The organism is Mesorhizobium sp. M0496 (assembly GCF_040321205.1).
GTDB lineage: Bacteria > Pseudomonadota > Alphaproteobacteria > Rhizobiales > Rhizobiaceae > Mesorhizobium.
Window position 1 is genome coordinate 15,488 of the sequence record NZ_JAMYRC010000012.1, and the last position, 20,263, is coordinate 35,750.

Annotated in this window: 16 protein-coding genes and 2 pseudogenes; 4 read left to right on the top strand and 14 right to left on the bottom strand. The window is 58.7% G+C overall.

Annotated elements, in window-relative coordinates:
• Window positions 1–10: 10 nt before the first annotated feature.
• The 13 genes from NKI73_RS13240 to NKI73_RS13300 all read right to left on the bottom strand — a co-directional run bounded on the left by NKI73_RS13240 (window position 11) and on the right by NKI73_RS13300 (window position 15,951).
• Window positions 11–1,327 (bottom strand): polysaccharide biosynthesis/export family protein, encoded by a 1,317-nt coding sequence (locus tag NKI73_RS13240; RefSeq protein WP_352630230.1) that lies wholly within the window; start codon window positions 1,325–1,327, stop codon window positions 11–13.
• A gap of 268 nt (window positions 1,328–1,595) precedes the next feature.
• Window positions 1,596–2,057: a hypothetical protein gene (locus NKI73_RS13245; RefSeq protein ID WP_352630232.1), complete on the bottom strand. Its 462-nt coding sequence runs from the start codon at window positions 2,055–2,057 to the stop codon at window positions 1,596–1,598.
• A gap of 86 nt (window positions 2,058–2,143) precedes the next feature.
• A complete protein-coding gene (locus NKI73_RS13250; RefSeq protein ID WP_352630235.1) occupies window positions 2,144–3,073 on the bottom strand; it encodes a ParB N-terminal domain-containing protein in 930 nt (309 codons plus the stop codon).
• A gap of 21 nt (window positions 3,074–3,094) precedes the next feature.
• On the bottom strand, window positions 3,095–4,822 hold the full coding sequence (locus NKI73_RS13255) for a hypothetical protein (RefSeq protein WP_352630237.1): 1,728 nt from the start codon (window positions 4,820–4,822) through the stop codon (window positions 3,095–3,097).
• On the bottom strand, window positions 4,806–6,206 hold the full coding sequence (locus NKI73_RS13260) for an O-antigen ligase family protein (protein WP_352630239.1): 1,401 nt from the start codon (window positions 6,204–6,206) through the stop codon (window positions 4,806–4,808). The genes NKI73_RS13255 and NKI73_RS13260 overlap by 17 nt, the downstream gene beginning before the upstream one ends.
• Window positions 6,203–7,420: a glycosyltransferase gene (locus NKI73_RS13265; protein ID WP_352630240.1), complete on the bottom strand. Its 1,218-nt coding sequence runs from the start codon at window positions 7,418–7,420 to the stop codon at window positions 6,203–6,205. The genes NKI73_RS13260 and NKI73_RS13265 overlap by 4 nt, the downstream gene beginning before the upstream one ends.
• A gap of 43 nt (window positions 7,421–7,463) precedes the next feature.
• Window positions 7,464–8,768, bottom strand: coding sequence for a lipopolysaccharide biosynthesis protein (locus NKI73_RS13270; RefSeq protein WP_352630241.1), 1,305 nt, complete (start codon window positions 8,766–8,768; stop codon window positions 7,464–7,466).
• A gap of 160 nt (window positions 8,769–8,928) precedes the next feature.
• Complete coding sequence (locus tag NKI73_RS13275) at window positions 8,929–9,411, bottom strand: FAD synthase family protein (RefSeq protein ID WP_352630244.1); 483 nt, start codon at window positions 9,409–9,411, stop codon at window positions 8,929–8,931.
• Window positions 9,412–9,511: 100 nt separating this feature from the next.
• Window positions 9,512–10,663 carry a CDP-glycerol glycerophosphotransferase family protein gene (locus NKI73_RS13280; protein WP_352630245.1) on the bottom strand — a complete coding sequence of 384 codons (1,152 nt, stop codon included), beginning with the start codon at window positions 10,661–10,663 and terminating at the stop codon, window positions 9,512–9,514.
• 50 nt (window positions 10,664–10,713) lie between these two features.
• The gene (locus tag NKI73_RS13285; protein WP_352630247.1) at window positions 10,714–11,688 is read right to left on the bottom strand and encodes a sulfotransferase family protein; all 975 of its coding nucleotides are present in this window, start codon (window positions 11,686–11,688) and stop codon (window positions 10,714–10,716) included.
• A gap of 10 nt (window positions 11,689–11,698) precedes the next feature.
• The gene (locus NKI73_RS13290) at window positions 11,699–12,871 is read right to left on the bottom strand and encodes a glycosyltransferase (protein WP_352630249.1); all 1,173 of its coding nucleotides are present in this window, start codon (window positions 12,869–12,871) and stop codon (window positions 11,699–11,701) included.
• A 203-nt stretch (window positions 12,872–13,074) separates the two neighbouring features.
• Window positions 13,075–13,632 carry a transcription termination/antitermination protein NusG gene (gene nusG / locus NKI73_RS13295; RefSeq protein WP_352630251.1) on the bottom strand — a complete coding sequence of 186 codons (558 nt, stop codon included), beginning with the start codon at window positions 13,630–13,632 and terminating at the stop codon, window positions 13,075–13,077.
• A gap of 51 nt (window positions 13,633–13,683) precedes the next feature.
• Window positions 13,684–15,951 (bottom strand): polysaccharide biosynthesis tyrosine autokinase, encoded by a 2,268-nt coding sequence (locus NKI73_RS13300; RefSeq protein ID WP_352630254.1) that lies wholly within the window; start codon window positions 15,949–15,951, stop codon window positions 13,684–13,686.
• An 812-nt stretch (window positions 15,952–16,763) separates the two neighbouring features.
• On the opposite strand from NKI73_RS13300, the gene NKI73_RS13305 reads away from it, so the two are divergent.
• A complete protein-coding gene (locus tag NKI73_RS13305; protein WP_352630256.1) occupies window positions 16,764–17,471 on the top strand; it encodes a Crp/Fnr family transcriptional regulator in 708 nt (235 codons plus the stop codon).
• 639 nt (window positions 17,472–18,110) lie between these two features.
• The gene (locus tag NKI73_RS13310; RefSeq protein ID WP_352630258.1) at window positions 18,111–18,548 is read left to right on the top strand and encodes a hypothetical protein; all 438 of its coding nucleotides are present in this window, start codon (window positions 18,111–18,113) and stop codon (window positions 18,546–18,548) included.
• Between the two features lie 564 nt (window positions 18,549–19,112).
• Here the strand turns inward: NKI73_RS13310 and NKI73_RS13315 are convergent.
• Window positions 19,113–19,412 (bottom strand): annotated as a pseudogene (locus NKI73_RS13315) (calcium-binding protein); the annotation flags it as partial.
• A gap of 431 nt (window positions 19,413–19,843) precedes the next feature.
• On the opposite strand from NKI73_RS13315, the gene NKI73_RS13320 reads away from it, so the two are divergent.
• Entirely contained in the window at window positions 19,844–19,996 is a 153-nt protein-coding gene (locus NKI73_RS13320) for a hypothetical protein (RefSeq protein WP_352630260.1), read from the top strand.
• A 54-nt stretch (window positions 19,997–20,050) separates the two neighbouring features.
• Window positions 20,051–20,256: pseudogene (locus tag NKI73_RS13325) on the top strand (LysR family transcriptional regulator); the annotation flags it as partial.
• Between the last annotated feature and the right edge of the window lie 7 nt (window positions 20,257–20,263).

Below are 20,263 nucleotides of genomic sequence, written 5' to 3' on the forward strand. Positions count from 1 at the left end.
ATATGGCTGGCTAGTCAGTCGGTTGAGTTGTGAGAGCGGCAGAGGAGCCGGATGCGTCGAAATTGTTGTCGAGCAGAATAGCCACATCGAGGATATCGCCGGCTTCGACCGGTGAATCTTCGTCTGCCATCAGGCGAATGCTTTTGTTATCCGATGGACGATGAATGGTAATCCGCACGACGTTGCGCAGGTCATCAAGGCTGTTTTGTTCGCCATAGGTGGAAACAAAGGTGAGCTGTTGGGCAAGGAAGTTTGCCTTGTTCTGTGCCTTGGCCATGGCCATCTGTGCTTCCTGGATTTGCGATATGATCGCGACCTTCCGCGCAGCTGTCAGTTTTTCTACCTCGCTCTCCAGTCCCAAAAGATCCTGTTGCTTTTTGCTCGCCTGCACCTCGAGCTGAGCCAATTCGGCCAGGTAGTTGTTGTAACCACGCTCGGCCGCGAGCAAATCGGAGTTCCTAATGAGCGCCTTGGATTTGAGTTGCCTGGCGGTCTCAACTTCCTTGAGCTGGTCGGCAGTTACCATTTCCTTCTTGCTTCGAGCCCGCGAGATGGATTCCACCTCGCGGGCTGCTTCGGCGATCACCGCCCGCAATTCCCGGACCTGCCGATCGAAATCGGCTCGGCGAACCTGAAGTTGCGCTTCCTCCGAGGAAATGATGTCCGCCACCACTTCAGGCGCCAGTTCGACAGGGATTTTGGCCGGTGGCGAAAACGAACTGCTATCCCGAAGCTCCGCTCTCAGGCGCTCCAACTGGACCTCGTACCTGAATATGTCGATGATCCGCTCGACCTGGTCGCTTCTTATATCCGCGATTGTAAGCGAGGGCGCCTTATCACCGATCCGAACTGCCTTGAAGCCGCCGGCAATCACCAGCGCGTGTCGGACCGACATTCCCGGTTTGTAAGGGTAGGCTCCGGGCTGGGCGACCGCCCCGCTGATGAAGAACGGCCGATACTCCGCAATGTCTACCTGAACGAACGGATCAAGGAGCAGTTCGCGTTCCCGGAATGCTTCCTCAATGCTTTTCACGAGGTTGCGAACCGACTGACCTTCCGCCTTGACTTCTCCCAATAGCGGCAAGGTTATGATGCCGCCCGGGTCCACAGTCACCTGCAGCGGATACACCGGTTCGCCATATACTGAGACGCGAAGCACGTCCCCGGTATCCAGGCGGTAGTCGTCAGCGGCCGCCTCGTCGGGATGCAACGTGCCAACAAACAGCAAGCCAAGGAACAGGAGGCCCAAGGTTCGCCAACGCGCAATTCCTGCGCGACGGAAGGTAGCGGCGTGATGCACATTGGGGTGCCACATGGTCAGATGCATTGGAATGCCTTTCGACTGTCGAAGAACGATCCGATACGCGTGGCGCTCGGATCCAGTCGGCCGGCTCGCGGCGGGCCACCGACTCTTTTGTGTTCAACCGGAACCAACTCTGCTTGACGTCGTCGCCCCGTTTTGCTTCGATTCCGCCTTGCGAGAGGATAGCGCCTTCTGCGCCGTCATGGTGGTCTGGTACCGTACATCGCTCTTCGGAACGCCTGCGCCACCGCACGGTCTGTGGTTAGGTCGCGGCAGAGTCGGACGACTGCAGTTAGAGAGCCGAACCAACTCTACTACCAGCTCTTGACTCTCTCCCGGCCGCGGCGGCCAGTTTGAGCGCTCGCTGCCTTCCTGGTTGAGGTCGAGGGAGGAGCGAGGAAGGGGCGCCCATCATGTCCACTCTCGCGCTTGCCGCGCGTCGGCGTTCTTCGGCCAGAAGCAGGTCCTGAATAGTGGATTCAGCCGAGGCGAGATCATTTTGCAAATGCGACGCTTTACCCGTCGTCGCCGCCAAGCAGAACGTTCCCAACACCATGTTGGCGCTCAACAGGAACAGAACCGTCATGACGAGCTCCAGTGCCGAACTTAGGAATAGCAGTGCGATGGCGCCGTTCGCCAGGAGACCGAACAAGGCGTAAGATTGGCGCCGGGCCAAGATAAGAGGCGGCGCCAACGACAGGCTGATCAGAGCCACGTCGCTGTATGATTGGGGCCAAGCGAACTGCAGTTCCATGGTCCTCGACCTCTTGTTTGACGACTGCGCCGCGCGGGCATTCCAGCCGGCCGCTCTTCAGGATATCGTTTGCGAGACGACCGAGTTCAGTGAAGCGCGGCGGTTGGGAAAGGGGTCCCGTTTACGTGCTGCGCCGTTTTCCTTTGGAGCCAGCCGTTGCAGACGCGGGCCGGCACGCCCTCGAACAACCGATCGAAAACGGCGCGCGCACCCGAAACCGTGTAGATTCCGGAAACAACCTGAGGCCAGTAACTGCAATCCTCATAGCGCACGATGTCCACGACCATTGCCGGGACGGCTGCGATGGAGAAAGCCGCACAAGCTGCAAACCGATGATGCCCCGCAAGGACGATCCACCTGTAGTTGTCGCCCCTGCGCAGTCCGATCACCTTCAAGGGATTCCTTCTGTTGAACAAATCAAAGCCGTTCGTGGCAATCGAGGCTATTAAGCGCTGAATGCGTTCCACCTCGAGGTTCAGCTTCTTCGCACCTACTGGGCCGAACGCAGTCAGCCCTTCGGAGAAAGATAACATCTTGCCGTATTGAAGGGCATCAAGCCCCATTGCGGTTTGTCTGCCGCGCAACGTTTCCTCGACCGACTTGTCCGCCCAAGGATACACCCATCCCGCGGCGGGAACGCCTTGCAATCCAGGTGCATCGCCCAGAGTGACATCCACCGCCTCGCGGGCGGTGGCCGGCTGGACGGATCCATAGAACTCTTCCAGGATGCTGCGAACCTTGGACGTCGCTTCCAAGCCTGTTTTCGCTGCCAGCGCGGTACGCACAAAGGGGTGGCATGCGGGACGGAATGGTAGCCCCAGGCAGTTCAGCCCCCTGGTATCCTGCAGCCGTATCTCGATTACAGCCGAGCCTCTGACGCGGGGCATGTATTGAAATGTGACCGGATCGATACCGGACCTCACGGTCGAAGACACCTCGGCCGCGCGAGGCACGCGGCGCACTTCGTAGCCAAGCGAGTTGATGATGTCCTTCGAGATGAACCGTAGCAGTTTCATGCTTCGCCTCTGGAATTTCGGTTATGCGCCGATCTGGACCCAACCAGACCGATGTTCGGCACCTGTCCAATATTCGGTGCACTGCAGCAGAACGCGTTCGTTGCCGTCGCGTGTAAGAATCTGGTCGGCTCTGCCGAGCAAGCGGCAGTTGGCATCGTGGGCGAGGGTGACCGCGGCGTTTCGGGCAGAGACGGTTATCTGCCGCCCGAGATCCGATTGCGCGGGTGCTGCAAGCATCAGCCGGTGCGGCTCACGAGCATCGATGCGGAAATCGGTGTAAACCACGGGAAAGCCATTCTCCCGGGTATCCGCGCAATCAACGAATAGTGTCTGAGCGTCGGAGGATGTCGTAGAAATCGCAATCGTGCCGTAAGAGGCTTCAAAGCTCGGAAGAGGAAGGTTTCTGTCCGCGTCCACCAACTGCTGATAGGGGCTGCCGCCAGCGCAACGCTGGTATTTCAGAAGCGTGCCCTTATGGCGCCGGTAGCGGACAATCCCGCCTGGCGCGTGGCATATCAGCGAGTCGCGAGTTTGCCCCACGACAGCCGATTGATCGTCGTATGCAAATGCCGCCTTCCGGTGCTCAGGGTAGGGTTGATGGACGACAAACGTTCTGGCGTCTTCGGCCCGTCTGGCGCCAAGCTTTATCAAGGCTTGCATATGCGGGTTGTCCTGGCAGCGCTCATGCGCCGTGACGACTCCGCCGGCGGTCGCCGCGTCCGTATAGACCATCGCCTGCCTGGCGAAATTGCTCTTGGACCCGGCGCCATGACGCAGCACCCCCTCGATCCAGGCTCCTTCGCGTAGGATGATGGGCACATCCAGCGAATTCTCTGCATACAACGTGTTGGCGGTAAGCGTCGCCTCCTGGACGTCGAAGGCAACAGCGGTCTGGGCGGTCCCGTTGCAGCGCATGAACACGGTACCCGCATTGACCGCAGTACCATTAACGAAACTCCGCGCGCCGTCACGCAGGGCAAGCTGGAGAACGTTGATGAAGCTGTCGTCGAAAGTATTCTGTCCTGCGAGCAGCGGGATGGGGCAGCTGTGGATCCATACTCTCGCGAAGGCGGTGCCGGTGAACGGGTCAGGATAAAATTCGTTCGTCGGGGCATCGAAGCGGGGTGTGCCGAACATGCCATAGGTGCCGAACGATAGGGTCAGATTGCAGTCCCAAACCGATCCACCGCCGCCTGCCTTTGCACCCGAGATGAGCAGGTGGTTGGATGACGCAAGCAGCGCAAGTCCATCGAAGGAGGACTCGCCCCTGAGTTCGAGTTGCCCACTATAGTGCGAATAGCGAGTTCCGGTCAGGTCGAACAGCACACGGACAGCGGTGCCAATCGCTGGAAGATTGCCCTGGCGATTGCGGCCGAGTAGCGGCTTGCCGTCCCATCCTAGGCATTCCGTGAAAGCCGCGTATGCCGCGCCTTTGATAACCCGAATAGTCGTGCCGTCGAAATGAGCCCGTGCATGTTCCCGCCCTGGAGAAACCGACCGTCCGACATAATAGGTGCCTTGGCCGAAGCGAACGGTTTTGCCTAAGGCAAAGGCTGCCGCGATTGCATCCGCGCTGTCGAACGATCGATCGTCCGGGCGCGCTCCAAACATCTCAGGTGTTATGGACATCTCCTGGTCCGCGCCACCGGATGCAGCGGGCGAAGCAACCGAAAGCGCGCCGATCCCGGCGCTCGTCATAGCCAGGAAGGCACGCCGGCTTGCAAGCAATGTCCTACCCGTGCGCATCATGTTCCAAGCGCCCGATTGCCGGGGACGTGGACGGCATCAGCTGACCAGCTCTTAGGGATGCCCGAAACGACACGGGTACACGATTGGCGTGGCCGCGCATGCCCGCTATTTCACGCATCGCCAGATCATTTCGCAGGATGCAGCCGAAGAATGTTGCCAGCGCTACCCACTCGCCAAGGAACAGATGTCCCGCATCGCCGGAGAGCCAAACCCGGAACAGGGGCAGGATGGGCAACATGGCCACCCATTCGAAGGGCAGCGGGAGCACCCAGCGCTGCGGGTTGCACGTGACCTTGAAGATGAAAGCCACCCAGATACCCGCCACGGCCAGGTAAAAGCTCGCCACGAGGAAGAAAGCAACTAAACCAGCCTGCACCCAGGCACTGAGAAACAGGTTGTGAATGAGACGCCCGTCATGTTCGGTGTAACCGTTTCCCAGCAGCAGGTTGTGTTCGATCATCTGAAGCGCCCAACCGTATTGGGCGACGCGGTTTTCCGTTGATGCGTCTTCGAATGCGAACCGGTCGGATATCATGCCGACCACCGGATTGTCCGTCAGGAAGATCAACACAGTTCCAAGCACAAGAATAATGGCAAGAGCCATCTTCATGACGAGGGCAGCCGTGCTCTCGTCGTAACGAGTGGCGCTTCGCAACAGGCTCGCCAGCAGCATCGACACGCCAGCAACGATGAGCACCGATCGCGTATTCAGCATGAGGATCAGGAACAAGGCGAGTAATGTCAGGCCGACTCCTCTCCAGTCGGTGCCGCGCCGGCCATAGCCAATCCGAAAGATCAGGCTCATCACGAAAATGCTCACTGCCACCCCGTTCTTTAAGGCGGCCGCCACAGCCAGTTCTTCGCCGTCGCTATATGCGTTGAAGACGGCGCGGAAGAAACCATAGACAATGAAATCGAAATCGCCCGTCGTGAGAAAATGTTGCAAAGCGACAAACCAGCTCAAGCCCACATCCCTCGCGATGATTTCGATCACTAGAATGAAGAGAGAAATGCCGATACCGGCGCCGGTGCGAAGGGTGCGGCCAGGATCACGCGCCTGGACGATAAATGCCGACAGACATAGAGCGCCCGTTAGGTAGAAGATTTGGCGTGGAGCCATGTTCTGGCCAGGTGAACCGTACAGCGCCAGCGTCAGCAGGAGCAGATAAACGCCATAGGGAACCAGCCAAGACGCATTCCTGCGCAGCACCGCCACGAAGCCACGACGCATTCCGGCACTGGCCAAGGTTAACATGATCAGCAAGATGATGCCGAGGTAGGCAACCTGGACTGAAAATCCTGCGGTTTTCAATATTGGCGCCCACTGAACCGACATCAGCGCGATCAGCAGCCCCGCCGGATGAAAGGCTTTCAGAACGCTCACCTGAAACTCTTTCTGTCGGCGCTTATGCGGTCATAGATGGCCAAAAGCTCATCGGTGTAGTCATTATAGCCGGGTATTTTCGCTCCGGCCGCGTAAGCGACATGACTGAGCATTCTCGCCGTTGCGTCATGCCGAAGCTGGCCCATGAAGGCGGCCCATTGCTCCACATTGCCCGCCTCCACATGAAATCCGCTCTCACCGTGGCGTACGAGTTCCGCCGCGACGCTGCTGCGCGAGACAAGGACGGGAAGACCAAGCCGCAACGCCTCGGCGACGACCAGTCCGTAGGTTTCGTACCAGCGGCTTGGAAAGACAACGCAGCGTGCCTTGCGCATCCACGAGACCAACTGGTCTGAGTTCAGCCAGCCCAACATAACCGCATCCGGATTGGCGCGCGTAACCGCGTCCCGTGCTTCGCCGTCGCCCGCGAAAGCAATCTTCACGCCGGCGATGCGTGCGGCGGCGGCGGCAATGTCTGCGCCCTTTTCTGGCGAGAGACGACCAATGAAGAGGAAAGTCTCATTATCTTCCGCAGTCACCCGCTCGTCGCTCCGGATTTCGACCGGGTTGGGAAGATAGTGCCATCGTGCATCAGCCGGGAAATATGGGCGCATCAGGGAAAGCTGCCTGGCGGTGAGATAGATGACGTCCCTCAATCCTCTCGGCATGAGGCCGAGCGTCTGCACTACTACTTGCCGCGCAACGCGCCAGGCCTTATGGCCCGCGTGGCGCGGATCGCACTGCGTCGTCAGGCATTTGGCGCCGAGCGCCCGTTTTTGGCAGATCGTGCCGGTTTGATAGTTGTAGAAGCCGCCGTTAGGGCAAGCCAGGAAGTATTCATGGAGCGTGAAGACGTGCGGCGTCTTGGCTTTGACCACCACCGGACCGATGCTCGGCGACAGGGCCTTTGACCAACCATGCACGTGGACGATCGTGGTGACAGGATCACGTGCATCTATCGCCCTTGCCAATGCGCGCGCCGCAGCCGGATTCCACAGCCCGCAGGTAGCGGCATGGAGACGGTCAGGATCTGAGAGAATATCGTGTGAGCCGGTGATCGTGCATTCGATACCCGCTTCATCAAGCCGAGGGTCGGCCGGACCTTGGCCCGCGACAAAGGATACGTCGAGCCCCTGGCGCTTGAGGTTCAGCGCGGATTCCAGCGCGATCTTGGCCTGCCCGCCGTTAACAAAGGCGTGGTCGTTTGCGATCACCACGCTTTTCACAGTCGAGTGTGTCATGGCTGTCGACTTTCGCTCAAGCCGCTCTCGGCGCGGCGGGGCTGGCGACCTTGGATGTGCTGTTCCGTGGCCAAATCGCGACGGCGACGGTCAGGACGCACATCCGGAAGACAGCCGTGGCCAGTATTGCACTGCCGGCTCCAAGCAATCCCCAAAGGGGAACGAGGATCGCGAGCAGGACAATGCATAGCGCAAGCGAGGCGGCCTGATACCTGAAGTAGGCCTTGAACCGGCGGTCCGAATGCATCAGGCTCTGCGGCAGCATCGCGAAGACCTTCACGCTGATCGCAAGGGCAATCAGCATCAGGAGATCGTTTGCCCGTGTGAATTCCACCCCGAAGAGAATCGCAAGGATCTGCTCGCCCGCGAAGTAGGTCACGGCAATGCTGCCTGCCGATACCAGGACCGCCGCGCCGAAAAGGGCAAGCAACGTGGTTCTGATCGCCTTGGTTTCACCGTCCCGCTTGAGCCTGGCGAAGTAGTTCACCAGCGGCTGCGAGGCAGCGTTGACGACGAGAGTTCCGGCTTGCTGGAAGTACGTCACCACAGTGAGCAGCCCCAAGGCTTCCAGCCCAAGCCACCGCTCCACAGCCATCCGTGGCATGCTGACCAGCAGGGAGTTCATGAAATGGCCAACACCGATTGGACCAATTTCCCGTGCGAGCCGGAGTAGCCGCTCCCATTGCCAGGAGGGCCAGCACCACAGGCCGGTGGCTATCCGGCATGCGCGAGGATAGTCGTAGGCCAACGATAACGCCGCCCATACCGTCAACTGGGCAAGGAATGCCACGCCGGTCTCCCCACCCAGCGAGAGCAGAGCGACAAAAGCACTGACCGTGAGCAGGCCCCGGATGGCGAGAGAACGCGCGACCTTGTCCATTCGGCCGGCCTGCTGGAACGCACCGTATGAAAGGTTGCTTATGGCCTCGAATGCTTTGGTGATCGAGAAGATCAGCACAATCAGGAAGGTAATATGAGACGCCGAAAGTGCGTAGCCTATACCGATCGATGTCAATGCCGCGATGGCCGCGGTGAGTAGCACTAGGCCAGCATATTCCGAAAAGGAAAAGAAGCCATGGACATCGGTTGCCTGGCCGGTTCGGATGCCCATGTTCGCCAGCATGAACACCGGTGTAGTGATAGCCATGGCAAGCCCGAATTCACCAACCGCTTCCGGTCCCTTGAAGCGGGCGAGGGCCGAAAGAACGCACATCTGCGTCAGGACATACCAGAGCTGGCCTGCGACCGAATAAGACAGGTTGTAGGCAAGGCCCAGCTCGTCCCTGTTCCGTCCGATGGCGATATGTTTTTCTTTATGCATGTGGATGCCCGAAGGCTGTTTCCGTCTCTCTCATTAAGGAGCGACGCGACGCTGGCTAGCAGGAACTGGGTTCCGGGACCGGCAACCTGTATGGCCGCTTTTTTCGGTGGCATAACGTTTTCCACCAAAGCTGCTCCGCGAGGCAGGATGGCTTCCTAGATCAGATGGCAAAGTCCGCGGCAGAAGCACCGTTCAACGGCACTTCAGGCAGCGCGCCGTTGACGCTACGCGAACCGTTAAGTTGCTCGACGATGGACGTCGTACTTGTGCCTCGCCAGTAGGGCAAGAAGACCAGTTCGACGCCGTAGAGTTCCAGGTCCTGTTCCGTCATCCTGATCTGATTGAGGTACGATTCTCGAGGCCAATCGTCACCGTGGACCATGACCGATGGCCTGAACCTTTCGACCATTGGCTTCAGGTCGAACTCGCCATAGATGACGGCATCCGTCACCCAGCGCATCGATCTGACGATGGCCAGCCTGTCCGCCTCACCAAACACCGGCCGCCGTTTGTACCTCTCGACCATCTCGTCGCTGTTCACGCCTACTACGAGCCGGTCCCCGAATTTGGCCGCCCGGTTGAGCAGTTCGACATGTCCACGATGAAACAGATCGAACACGCCCGAAACGAACACGGTTCTCACTTCGCCCTCCTGCCGTTCTGTTCATTGCAACCGGGGCCGTTCCATGCAGCCTGGCGGTCGCCGTTCAGTTGGATGCGCCACATGGCGGCGCAGCTGTGTTTCAGTGATGTGCCGGCTGTTGCGGCAATACGGCGTCAAGAAGCCGTGTCGTTGCCCGATCGTCCCGGTGCTTGTGAAAGCAGGCCACCACCGAGGACCGGGGCAACGCGTAGCGATCCGCTTCGAAAGTCTCGGCGATGGCGGATTTCAGCTGCTGGTAGTCGGACACGACAGGTCCTGCGAAGAAATCCTCCACCGGTTCGAGGGCGAAGCCGCGCGACCGCCGATACTCTTCAAGATCGGGAAAGGCGAGGATCACCGGCTTGTCGAGAATGAGGTAATCGACATAGACGGACGAGGCGTCCGTGATCAGAAGATCTGCCGCCCCCAACATCTCATAGAGACTGACGCCTCGCTCGCGCAAATCCGGCTCTCGCCAGATTCTTAGGCGATCCGATCGGATTTGGTCCGGAAAGTCGGGCGCCATGGGGTGCACCTTGAGGATGCAAATGCAGTTCTGCTCCTCTAGGAAGGCACAGAATTCAGCAGTATCCATGTCGCTCATCCCGAAGATGCTCGAATGCGCCACGCCATCAGTCCTTACGATCCCCCTGACGGCTTGACGGAAGGTGGGAAGCCACATGATCAGGCGGGGCTTGGTGTCCTTGCCGCCAATTCCGAGCTGTGTCTTGATCGCATTCGCCCGGCGTGCTGCTCTAACCATCACGTCATTCCGGGGAATGCCAGTCGTCAGGATTTCGGCAGCCGGCACTCCGAAACACTTGGCGACCAGTTCCCTGAACATGTCAGAGGTAGCGATCCCGAAGGTCGAGGGCGGGGGCGTTCTGCCAATGAGGTAGCCGATGCGCTTGATCGGCATGCCGTGCCAGACGTTGATGCAAATTTGTGAGCGCGGGGGTTTTGGGCTCAGATAAAGGCCATGCGTGAAGAAGATATACCGAGCCGTCAGATAGTGGAAGAAGCCTCTCACGCTCTTCCTGCTGCACCAATCGATGTTCGGCTCCTGCCTGCGGATTGATGGCGGCACTTCGCCTTCCGTGAGGACCACCACCGAGACGCTCTGCCGGAGAGCGAGCTGACGCGCAATCTCGATGGTGCTGTCTTCCAGGTCGGGAAACCCGGTAATGACTGCCTTTGCTTGCTTCGGAAGGTGCCGGTTGAGAAGCGAAATTGCGCTGCGGGCCAGTACCACGGCCAACTGTCCTATGCTTTGTCTGCTGAGTTGGCTCACCGATAGGACCGTCATTGGAATGTACCTAGGTCGGCCTGGGTCGCGGAAACAGCGCGGGCAGTGAAGTCATGGCCAACATTCAATCTCGCCGCGATCGCATGTCGCCACGCACTCGCGTTGAGCCCGAACTCGCGCTCGAGTTCGTGGATCATGTCCACGTATCGCCGCGACAGTATCTGCTCGGTTTCGGAGTCCCACATCTGCGAATTTCGCACTGGCCTGGTGTTCATGGCACGATAGAACCGTCGCAGAGTCTCGTAGCCGGCGCCCCTCGGAATAAGCGATCGCACCCGGATATTGACCTGCTGGACCCAGCGGCTTCTTACGACGTAAGAGCCGTTTTCGGTCGGAAAGCCGTATTCTCGGTAAAATTCCGTCGATATGCCTAACACCTGCGCGAGTGATTCCATGAATGCGCGCTTATCGCGAACCATGTTCTCAAACAGGTAGACATGCATCCGCTCGCGACCGCAGCCGGCGCGCCAACGTCGCAGATGCTCCAGATAACTTGCATTCGTTAGCGCCTGCCTTGCAAGCTCATTGCCCTTGAAAGTGCATGTACCAAGATCAGCGGCTGCCACGAAGTCCCGGAATGACATGGCACCCGGAATCCAGTCCCAGTTCTCCCGGAAATATCCATAAAGCGACTTCAGTTGCGCCACCGGCTCGCGCAGAATGAAGATGAATTGCGGCTGGGAGGGCAAGCGCGGCAGCTCGCGAAGGGCAGTCTGCGAGTACATGTAGCTAGGTGTGGACTCGACGATCACGCGCGCGGATGGGTCGCAATGTTCGAAGAGCATTTCGTAGCCAGCAAGACCGCTTTCCGCCCAGTTTCGCTGCTTGAGGTACATGTGCGTGCCCGGATCGACGAAATAGTAGGTCTCCTTCTCCGTCGAACCCGCGACCTCGGGGTGATCAGTCAGCCAGCGGAACAGGGAACTCGTGCCCGCCTTTGGAGCGCCGACAATGATACAGTTGGGAAGCATGGGACGGTTCCTACGCCCGTTCCCTCGGAAACGTGCCCCGGCGACGGAGGGCAGACCGTCGGGCGGGAATGGCCGCGGCCGCAACGGGCTGGCGGCTGGTGGCAAGTACCCACCGATACAGCGTTTCGATAAGATGATTCATCCGATCGGAGGTGAATTCGGCACGGAATCGCGCTCGCGCGACTTTGCCGAACTTCTTCAATTCGGCTCGGTCTAGACCGGCTAGGACGCGACCCAGCTCGCCTGGCCGGTTGATATCGACGATCAGGCCATCGAGCCCGTGGCGCACGACTTCCGGCAATGCACCGCGGTTGCTGGCGATGACAGGAATGCCGCTGCGCATCGCTTCGATGGCTGTAAGGCCGAAGGCCTCCCAGCGGGACGGCATCACGAGCGCGTCCATGCGCGGCAGCATCTCAAAAATGTCGGCGCGGGAGAGCCAACCATAGAACTTGACGTTCTTCGGTATTTGAGGGACGGGCAGGGAACCCCCGAGAACCGGTTTGCCCACGACGTGCAACCGTATGTTTTCGCAGCCCGCGTGCCCGATTTCCCTGAGCAGGATATCCAGTCCTTTCTGCCTGTCGTGGCGGCCGATAAAGATTAGGTCGAGACAGCCCTCATCCCGGGGCCAGACCTTGGGCTTTGCCCCGTAACCCGGGGCAATTCCATTCTTTATCGTTCGCATCTTGGATGCCGGTATGTGATACCGTTGGCCGAGCGTATGCTCGGCGTCGGAATTGACGATGATTACGTCAGTCAATGCGGCCAGAATTCGTTCGCACAGACAATAGAACTGCTTCTTGACGGCGCCGACCTCCATTCCGAAGGCCCAGCCGTGGGGACAATAAACGATTCGTGGTCTGGCTGGCCGCAACGCGAGCATCGGTCTGACCACCGCTCCAGCGAAACTGGAATGGAGATGCACGATCGCCGGATCGAGGGTTTTGATTGCCTTCAGCGCGACTGCGCCGAAAACCAGGAGACCCAGAGGTGTGCGTCCAAGGCTCGGAAAGGTGATCGTCTGCTTCGGGCTGACAAATGGCAGATACTCGGCACTGCCTTCTGGCACTACGAAGAAGATGTCCTCTGTGCCCTCCGATTTTAGCTGGCAAGCTGCAATCTCGTCGAGATAGGTGCCCACGCCTCCCGCAATTGACTGAGCAATGTGGATCACGCGCATTTCGCACCATCCTTTTTGGTGGCTAAACGGCATTGAAGATCGATGAGTTGATTCGGAGCAGTTGGGGCCCGGTTGCGTTGTTAGTATTCAGATGCCTTCGGCAATAACCGAACCAACAAGCGAAATATCTCAAGCTGCCGCAGTTGCGGTGAAATTTAAATCTGCCACAACGAACTAAAGTTTAGTTTACGATCCAACGGTTGTCAAGAAATTACTCTGATAATTTCTCTCGACAACTGAACAGAGACTTTCCGTTCCATCATGGTAAGAAGTATTTGGATTGCTCCTGAGCTCTTTACGCTATCCAGCATTCCAATCTGCTCGGCGAAGGCTCCATCTGAAACGCGCACCGTCTGGCCCGGCCTCAAAATCTCCCTTGGCCGCAGGATGCCGTCGGGACCGGTAGCTGCCATCACTGCTTCCACAAGCCCTATTCGGAATGGCAAAGGTCGGTCGCATGCCGACAACAGCTGTTCCACGCCGACCGTCGAGTTGATGCAGCGCCAGCGATCGCGCTCAAGCCGGAGAGCGATGAAGAGGTAACTCGGAAAATAGGCTTCTTTGGCCACCGTCACGCGCCGTGCATGCCGAATGGTGCGGATCCGGCGCGGCAAGAAAGCCCTGAAGCCCTGCCGTTCCAGATGACGCAACGCGTTTTCTTCCGCATGCGGCTGCGTGTGGACGGCGTACCAGCGAGCAGCTTGCCCTTCCGTATTCCCGACTTCTATCGACTCATATGAAAGCTGATGACTGGTAAGCATGACACACCCATATTCATTGGAGGCAGGACGTAGACGCCGCTACACCGGCGGTCACATCGCGACATACGGACCATAGGAGTCGCCATAGCTCGCAGCCTGTTTTTCATTGATCATCGTCATTGCGATTCCGGCCACCTTCGTGCCATTCAATCGGCGCAGCGCGTCTGCCACGGCTTCTCTGGGGGTGCTGTTCCACTTCACGACAAGAGCGACGAGGTCCGCATGCTTTGCCAGCACAGGCGCATCGGCCATCAGGCAGATTGGCGGCGAGTCCACGATCACCATATCGAATGATCTACGGGCGGCGCCGAGAAAGCGCGCCATGCGGCTCGATCCTAGGAGATCGGACGGATTGAGCGTTCCTTTGCCTGCAGGCAGCACATAAGTGGCCGTGTGATCGTCAAAACGGACCATGCTCGGCAGACGCCGCAGGTCAGTGACCAGGTCGACGAGACCGGGCAAATCGGACATGCCAAAATGTTTCGTCAAGCCGCTGCGCCGCAGATCCGCATCGACAATGAGCACTCGATATCCTGCGGAAGCTGCCGAGATCGCGAGGTTGATGGCGGTGGTTGTCTTGCCTTCACCGGCAACGGCGGAGGTGATCTGAATGACCGGGGCGCGACCTTGGTCGACATCGTCGAGCAATGCGTGACGCAAGCTTCGGATAGCTTCGCTGTACCCGGATCTCGGTTCCAGCCTGAACAGCGCCGGCTGTGCGGATTGTTGGCCGCGGATCGCTGGCAGCTTCGGCTCGCTGAGCTTCGGGACAGAAGCCAGGATCGGCAGCCCCAAATCTTTTTCCGCTTGGCCCGTCGTGGCGAATCCGGCATTAAGGAGCTCGCGCGCAAGCGCGCCACCGGTGCCCAGGCCGAGACCGACGATTAAGCCAAAGAGAATAATGATCTTTTTCGGAGGATAACTCGGCGTTTCGGAAACCGAGGCCACGGATATAATCCGGACGCCGCTGTCGCTAAAGGTCTTTTCTTCGTCGGCCATCTTGGCACGCGACAGGAACGCTTCGTAAAGGGCCTTGTTGGCATTAGCGATCCGCTCCAGTTCGCGCACCTGGATGGCAATTTGATTGTCTGCCGCGGTCTGGCCGGTCGCCTGTCCGAGCGAGTAGGCCAGTGCAGCTTCGCGCGTCTCCGCCACCTCTAACTCGTTCGCCAAGTTACCGACGATGCGTTTGACCTCGCTAGAGATTTGGAATTCCACATCACGTCGCTCTGCCTGGACCTTGCTGACCTCGGGATGGCGTGCGCCATAGTGCGACACTAGGTCCGCTTCCCGGCGTGTCACTTCGGCGTGTTGCGTGCGCAAGGCTTTGATGACCTCTGAGCCTAGCACCTGCGGGATTGATTCGAGATCGCCACCGGAGGCGAGGAGCTTTTGAGCCTGCTCGAACTGAGCACGCCTCTCTGCGAGTTCAGTGCGCGAGCCAATGAGTTGCAGGTTCAATTCCGATAGCTGTTGTTCCGTCAACGTGCCGGCTCTGGTCGAAACAAGGTTGTTTTTGGTCTTGAATTCCTCGACCGCATCTTCAGCGTTCTTGAGCTGCGTCTGCAGAGCAGCGATCCGCTCAGTGAGCCATTTCGACGCTCGTCCGGCATGGTGATAGCGAACCTGAAGCTGATCTTCGGCATAGCCCTCGGCTACGGCATTGGCAATCAAGGCTGCCTTTTCGGGATCGCCTGAGGTTACCGCGATGTCGATCACATAAGAACGGCCCTCTCGCCATACCTCGAGCATGTCCTGCAATCGGCTCACGGCTCGCGATGACAAGTCGGGAAGGGCCGTGACTGGATGGTGCTCGATAGGCTCGGTCGTCCCAAACACTTTCAACCAATCAGCGATCCTCGCCGGGATATTGTCCGTGAGCGACGGCTCCTCATCACTAATGAATTCGGGATCGTCCAACAGATTGGCGTCGCGGACGACACGTTCCAGTAGCGTGCTGGAGGTGAGAACAGACACCTGGCTGTCTATAAACGAAGAATCGGACGCCGACGCGCTCGCCGGCGAATCCGTTGAAATCGGACTCGCGCTTGGCTGTTCGAGCAGGAGTTTCGCCGTGCTGGTGAAGGCTGATGAAATATTCGTTGCGACGGCAACCGCGGCTATGGTCAAAGCGGCTGCTACCACCGCAATCAGTTTCCAGCGGCGTCCGTAAAATCTGAGAACTTCTCGCAAATTGAGATTAGCCTCGAGGCTGGTCTCCCGCCGCTGGGTAAGCCCTCTGATCGCGGAAGTGGAACTCTCGAAATATGCCACTTTCCCACCCTTCGCCCAGCCAATCCCAGCAAACCTGTCGGTCAATTCGACTTTGTGTTTCCACGGGCTGTCAGTCTTTCCAACGCGGAGCCGGCGCCGCCTTGCAAGCAGCGACAAGCTTTCAGGGTAACAGACGGGCCTGAACCGGGACACTTCACAAAAAGGCGGGAATATACGCATGAATACTTGGAGGCCTACCCCAAAACGGTTTACCAAGTTGGCCTTATTGAGTATCTCCTACCACCCCAAGCAAATCGCCTATTCGTGGCGCAGGAATTCCGTCCCATGATGGTGGGCGCAGATGTGGCCTGAGCGCTCGAAAACGAAACGAAGGCGACTTGACGTGGAGCGGACGCTGCCCGCTCCAATCACCGGACTGCCTTGGGTGACCGTGGCCGGCTCATACTTCGCCACCGAGGACGGCGACTCGTGGACACCGATCGAGTAGAATGATGCCATCGGCTGCGCGGCAGACCCACGGCAACTTGCCGAAACTGATCCGATAGGTGGATTGTAAGAGCTTCGTGCGGTTGACCGGCAGGCTGATCCGACTTTCATCACGATCCGGTATGCCGCGCACGCAATACAAACGAGATCCTGCCGGCCTCTCCAAAAATCCTTGCCGATGGCCAGACAGTCACTGCCGACCTCACAAGGATCGTCGCATTCCGTCGATGGCGCGCAGTGCGCCGCGCCGTCTTTGCCGAATATCACCCGCAAGGTGGTAAGGCTATACCCAAAGGTGGTATACTGCAATGACATTCGGATGAAATGATAGATGGAACTTTTTATGTAGTTGTTGGTTTCCAGCTCGATGTGATCGGCGGGACGATCATGGCTGGGGTTATTCAGAACAAATGAACTTATCAAAGCAGGCGCTTGGATTGGCGAGGGGACCTACGCTTGCTGATGCGAGTTGGGAAAGGGGGGTCTCTGTACTGCCGGGGGCTGTGCGCCGCCGCTATCCGGCGAACACGACGATTGCAGGTGCGCATCAGGCCAGATCCTTGATCCTGGTTATGACTGGCGGGTGGGCGGCATTCGCCAAGACGTTGCGCAACGGATCGCGTCTCATTGTCGATCTAGCGCTTCCTCGCGAAATTGCCTTGATCAAGTTTGCTGGAGAAGCGGGCGAGACGGTAACAGCCCTCTCGGATGTGACCGCAATCGAGTTGCCCGGTCCTGTCCATACTTGTTTTTCGCGCTATCCGCAGTCCATTTGCGAGGCTATCGTGCTGGCTGAGGCAAGTCGATATTCGAGGGTTGCGGAACATCTGGCAGGAGTCAGCAGAAGGGGACCTGTAGAGCGCACGGCTCATTTTCTTCTCGAACTGGGCTGCCGAGCACATCGATCGGCAACGAGTTATCCGGACCGCTTTGAATGCCCGCTGACCCAGGCCGAGCTGGCCGACGCGTTAGGACTTTCGGCTGTGCATGTAAGTCGCGTGTTGAAGGATTTGCGGGAAAACGGACTGGCTTCATTCCGCAATGGTGTGGTCGAGTTGCATGACCATGCGGGACTTATCAAAACGGCCGGATTTGATCGGTCTTACATTTCGAGCTGACATCAGGCGCAATTCTGATCTCAACCGCGCGACCGGGTAGTGCCTCGGTGATCCCGCAGGCTCTCTTGCCAAGCGGCTGACTATGCCGTTGGCCACATCAGGTGGGCTTCGTTGCGCATCAGTCTTTAGATCGATCCCCGATCGCTCGCCGCCATCCAGAGCGTAAGGGAAATGGCCGATGCGGGGGGCAGCCCTCCGGGGACGTGAGGACCGCACCGGCCACTGCGGCGGGCTTACGCTACGCACCCGCACCGGTCAATTTTACTAGGCATATTAGAAAATGCGCAATTAATCCTATCGGTGGTGCCCAGTGTAGCGCTGATATCAGGATTGTTCGGTCGTTGGCCCGTAAGGGAGAAACGCGCTCTTTCAGCAACGGCTGTTACTTGAAGTTGTTTTCGCCTTCCGCTTCGCCGGTACCTTCTTGATTTAATCGGCCTTGCTGGCGAGACCGCTTTGCCTTTGCAAACGCTGGTTCGTGGCGGCTTTTGGCGAGCCGGAGCTTTTCGGAACCAGATCGTCGTGATGCTACTCGCCGTCTAGTTCTTTTGCCTTCTGAGCTCATCCAAGTAGTTGAATGGACTGAACGTCACATAAGGTCGTAGCGTTTTTTTGGACACGAGGGCGTGGGGAGGTCGTATGACGATATTATTAGAAATCAAAGAGTTGTTGGAAATTAAGGCGTACCGGCGAACCATCAGGAACCTCGATCACGCCTATGACATCGACCTCGCAAATGCTCGTACGCCTGCGCAGCGGGAAAAGGCTGAATACCGGCATTATTGGGAAACGTTGATATACTATGAGCAGATTGCAGAGATAAAAACTCGGCGACTGATCCGGAAAGCGGATCGTCTCAATATGCCGATTGGCTACGCGGACGACAACAGCTCAATGTGGAGAAGATCATCTCAGCTTAACAGCTGGATACTGACGCCACTTGGTTGCTCTGAAGTCCAAAATATGATCCGTCAAGAATGCAAAGATCGCCGAGAGCGCGCCGCTACCTGGGCTGGCGTGATCATGGGTCCACTCACCCGGTTAGTATCTGTTTGGATGGTTGCGCGCGGGCAGTAGCATACAGGCGGTTCGCGCACACTTCCTAGCCGACGTCCAGCGTGAAGGCGCATGTCGCTGCCCAGCCCCAACTCATACCGCTCCTGGATACGCCCCAGCAGGTGGTCGCGATTGCCCGTCAATTCAATTCGATCAAGATCATCGTCAGTGAGGTCGCCTCATTGCTCCCTGGCTTTGATCACCTCTTTGGTTCGACCGGCGATGAATTGACCCGTGAGGCCAAGCCCGCTGCCGGCCGATGCGATCCAAACTTCAACGCGTCAGAACGAGGGCCTTCTCGTCGTCACGCTGCTTGCCACCGAACGCTGCTGCAACACTCGCTATGAAGGCGCCGATCCGTCGCTATTTTTGATCGCTGTTAGTCGCAACTGGAACACCAGCGGTGACGCGCCCGCGCTTCGTAGTGCCATGTGCGATCGCATCGGCGATCAAATGACGTACACGTCGTGGAAGGTCAGGACCGCCCCGGCCTGTAGGTGGGCGATTTCCACCTGAGCGGCCGATTTCGAGCCATCGGGGTCATAGTACAGAATGCCCGTGGTCTGGTTGTAGAGCAGGTAATCGTTATGGCTGGTGGCGGCGCAACTCGAAATAGGACGAGTTCACCTGCGTCGGGCTGGACAAGGAACCGGGGCCGAGGCTGGTGAAGACGGCGTTGTCGAGATAGAGCGCGTCGTCCGCTGCGTGGAAGTCGGGGAGCGTAGCGACATTGCCCGGGCCAAAGGCCGTGTCAAACACGAAGGTGTCCTTGCCGGCGCCACCGTTGAGCACGTCGTTGCCACCCCGGCCCCACAGTATGTCGTTGCCAGCCAAAGCATCATAGGTATCGGCCGCGCCAGTGCCGAAAAAAGTGTCGTTCCCGGTAGTTCCCGTGGCCGGGTCGGTAGGCGGGGTCGGCGGTGGCTGGTCAGTCCCGTCATGGGCTGCATGCCAGACCGCCTTGGCGTTGGCCCAGTAATCGCGCGCCGCCTAGCCTTGAAGGACCGTCCAACCGGCGGGCGGAAGTGGATAACTGGACGGCAGCGGCGTGTCAGAATCCTTGATCGTGCCGCCGATGACGTCATCGTCCTCGACCGCGTCGTCTCGGGAGTAGCCGACATAGCTATCCTCGATGACGAAGGAGCCAGTGCCGCCGACACGGATGCCATCCCAGGGCTGGGTAGCCGTCCAATCGTCGATGACAAAGTTGTGGGCTGAATTTATACGGACTGCGGCGGAGTTGACGTAAATGTTTTCCCAGTCGCCGGTTTGGGAGACCGTGCCGCGGCGCGGGCTTCTACACGGTTCGCGTCAGCTTGCCGCGCACGGAGCTGGAAAAGCTGAAAGGCCTCACCTTGGCGTCGCGCATGCCCGGCGAAGCGTTCTTCTCGACCGGCAGCCGCACAATGCTGTCCTATCTCGTGAAGCCCCTGGCCGATCAGATACAGCGGGCGTTCCGGGAGCAGTGATGACAAGGCACAGAGTTGGCCAAGAGCGGTGGTCTCGGAGAAGTGGCGTCGATGGAGCTGTTTGGCGGCGTCTAAATGTCCTGCGATCGACTAGCCGCGTGGCGTGCGGGCGCGCCGGATCCCATCCGGTGGATCGTCATAAGCATTCATGGAATCCCGGACTGGGTCAGCGAGGGTGAGGTTCGCACCACGGGGTTCCATTCAGGACCTCGGACGCCGAGGTGCAGATCGTTGCCGTACGGCATGTTGGCGGCTTGAGCGGTGCGA

Excerpts from the sequence above, each read along its gene's own strand:
- NKI73_RS13240 (WP_352630230.1), bottom strand. The coding sequence starts at position 1,327 with ATGCATCTGACCATGTGGCACCCCAATGTGCATCACGCCGCTACCTTC.
- NKI73_RS13245 (WP_352630232.1), bottom strand. The coding sequence starts at position 2,057 with ATGGAACTGCAGTTCGCTTGGCCCCAATCATACAGCGACGTGGCTCTG.
- NKI73_RS13250 (WP_352630235.1), bottom strand. The coding sequence starts at position 3,073 with ATGAAACTGCTACGGTTCATCTCGAAGGACATCATCAACTCGCTTGGC.
- NKI73_RS13255 (WP_352630237.1), bottom strand. The coding sequence starts at position 4,822 with ATGATGCGCACGGGTAGGACATTGCTTGCAAGCCGGCGTGCCTTCCTG.
- NKI73_RS13270 (WP_352630241.1), bottom strand. The coding sequence starts at position 8,768 with ATGCATAAAGAAAAACATATCGCCATCGGACGGAACAGGGACGAGCTG.
- NKI73_RS13285 (WP_352630247.1), bottom strand. The coding sequence starts at position 11,688 with ATGCTTCCCAACTGTATCATTGTCGGCGCTCCAAAGGCGGGCACGAGT.
- NKI73_RS13290 (WP_352630249.1), bottom strand. The coding sequence starts at position 12,871 with ATGCGCGTGATCCACATTGCTCAGTCAATTGCGGGAGGCGTGGGCACC.
- nusG (WP_352630251.1), bottom strand. The coding sequence starts at position 13,632 with ATGCTTACCAGTCATCAGCTTTCATATGAGTCGATAGAAGTCGGGAAT.
- NKI73_RS13305 (WP_352630256.1), top strand. The coding sequence starts at position 16,764 with ATGAACTTATCAAAGCAGGCGCTTGGATTGGCGAGGGGACCTACGCTT.
- NKI73_RS13310 (WP_352630258.1), top strand. The coding sequence starts at position 18,111 with ATGACGATATTATTAGAAATCAAAGAGTTGTTGGAAATTAAGGCGTAC.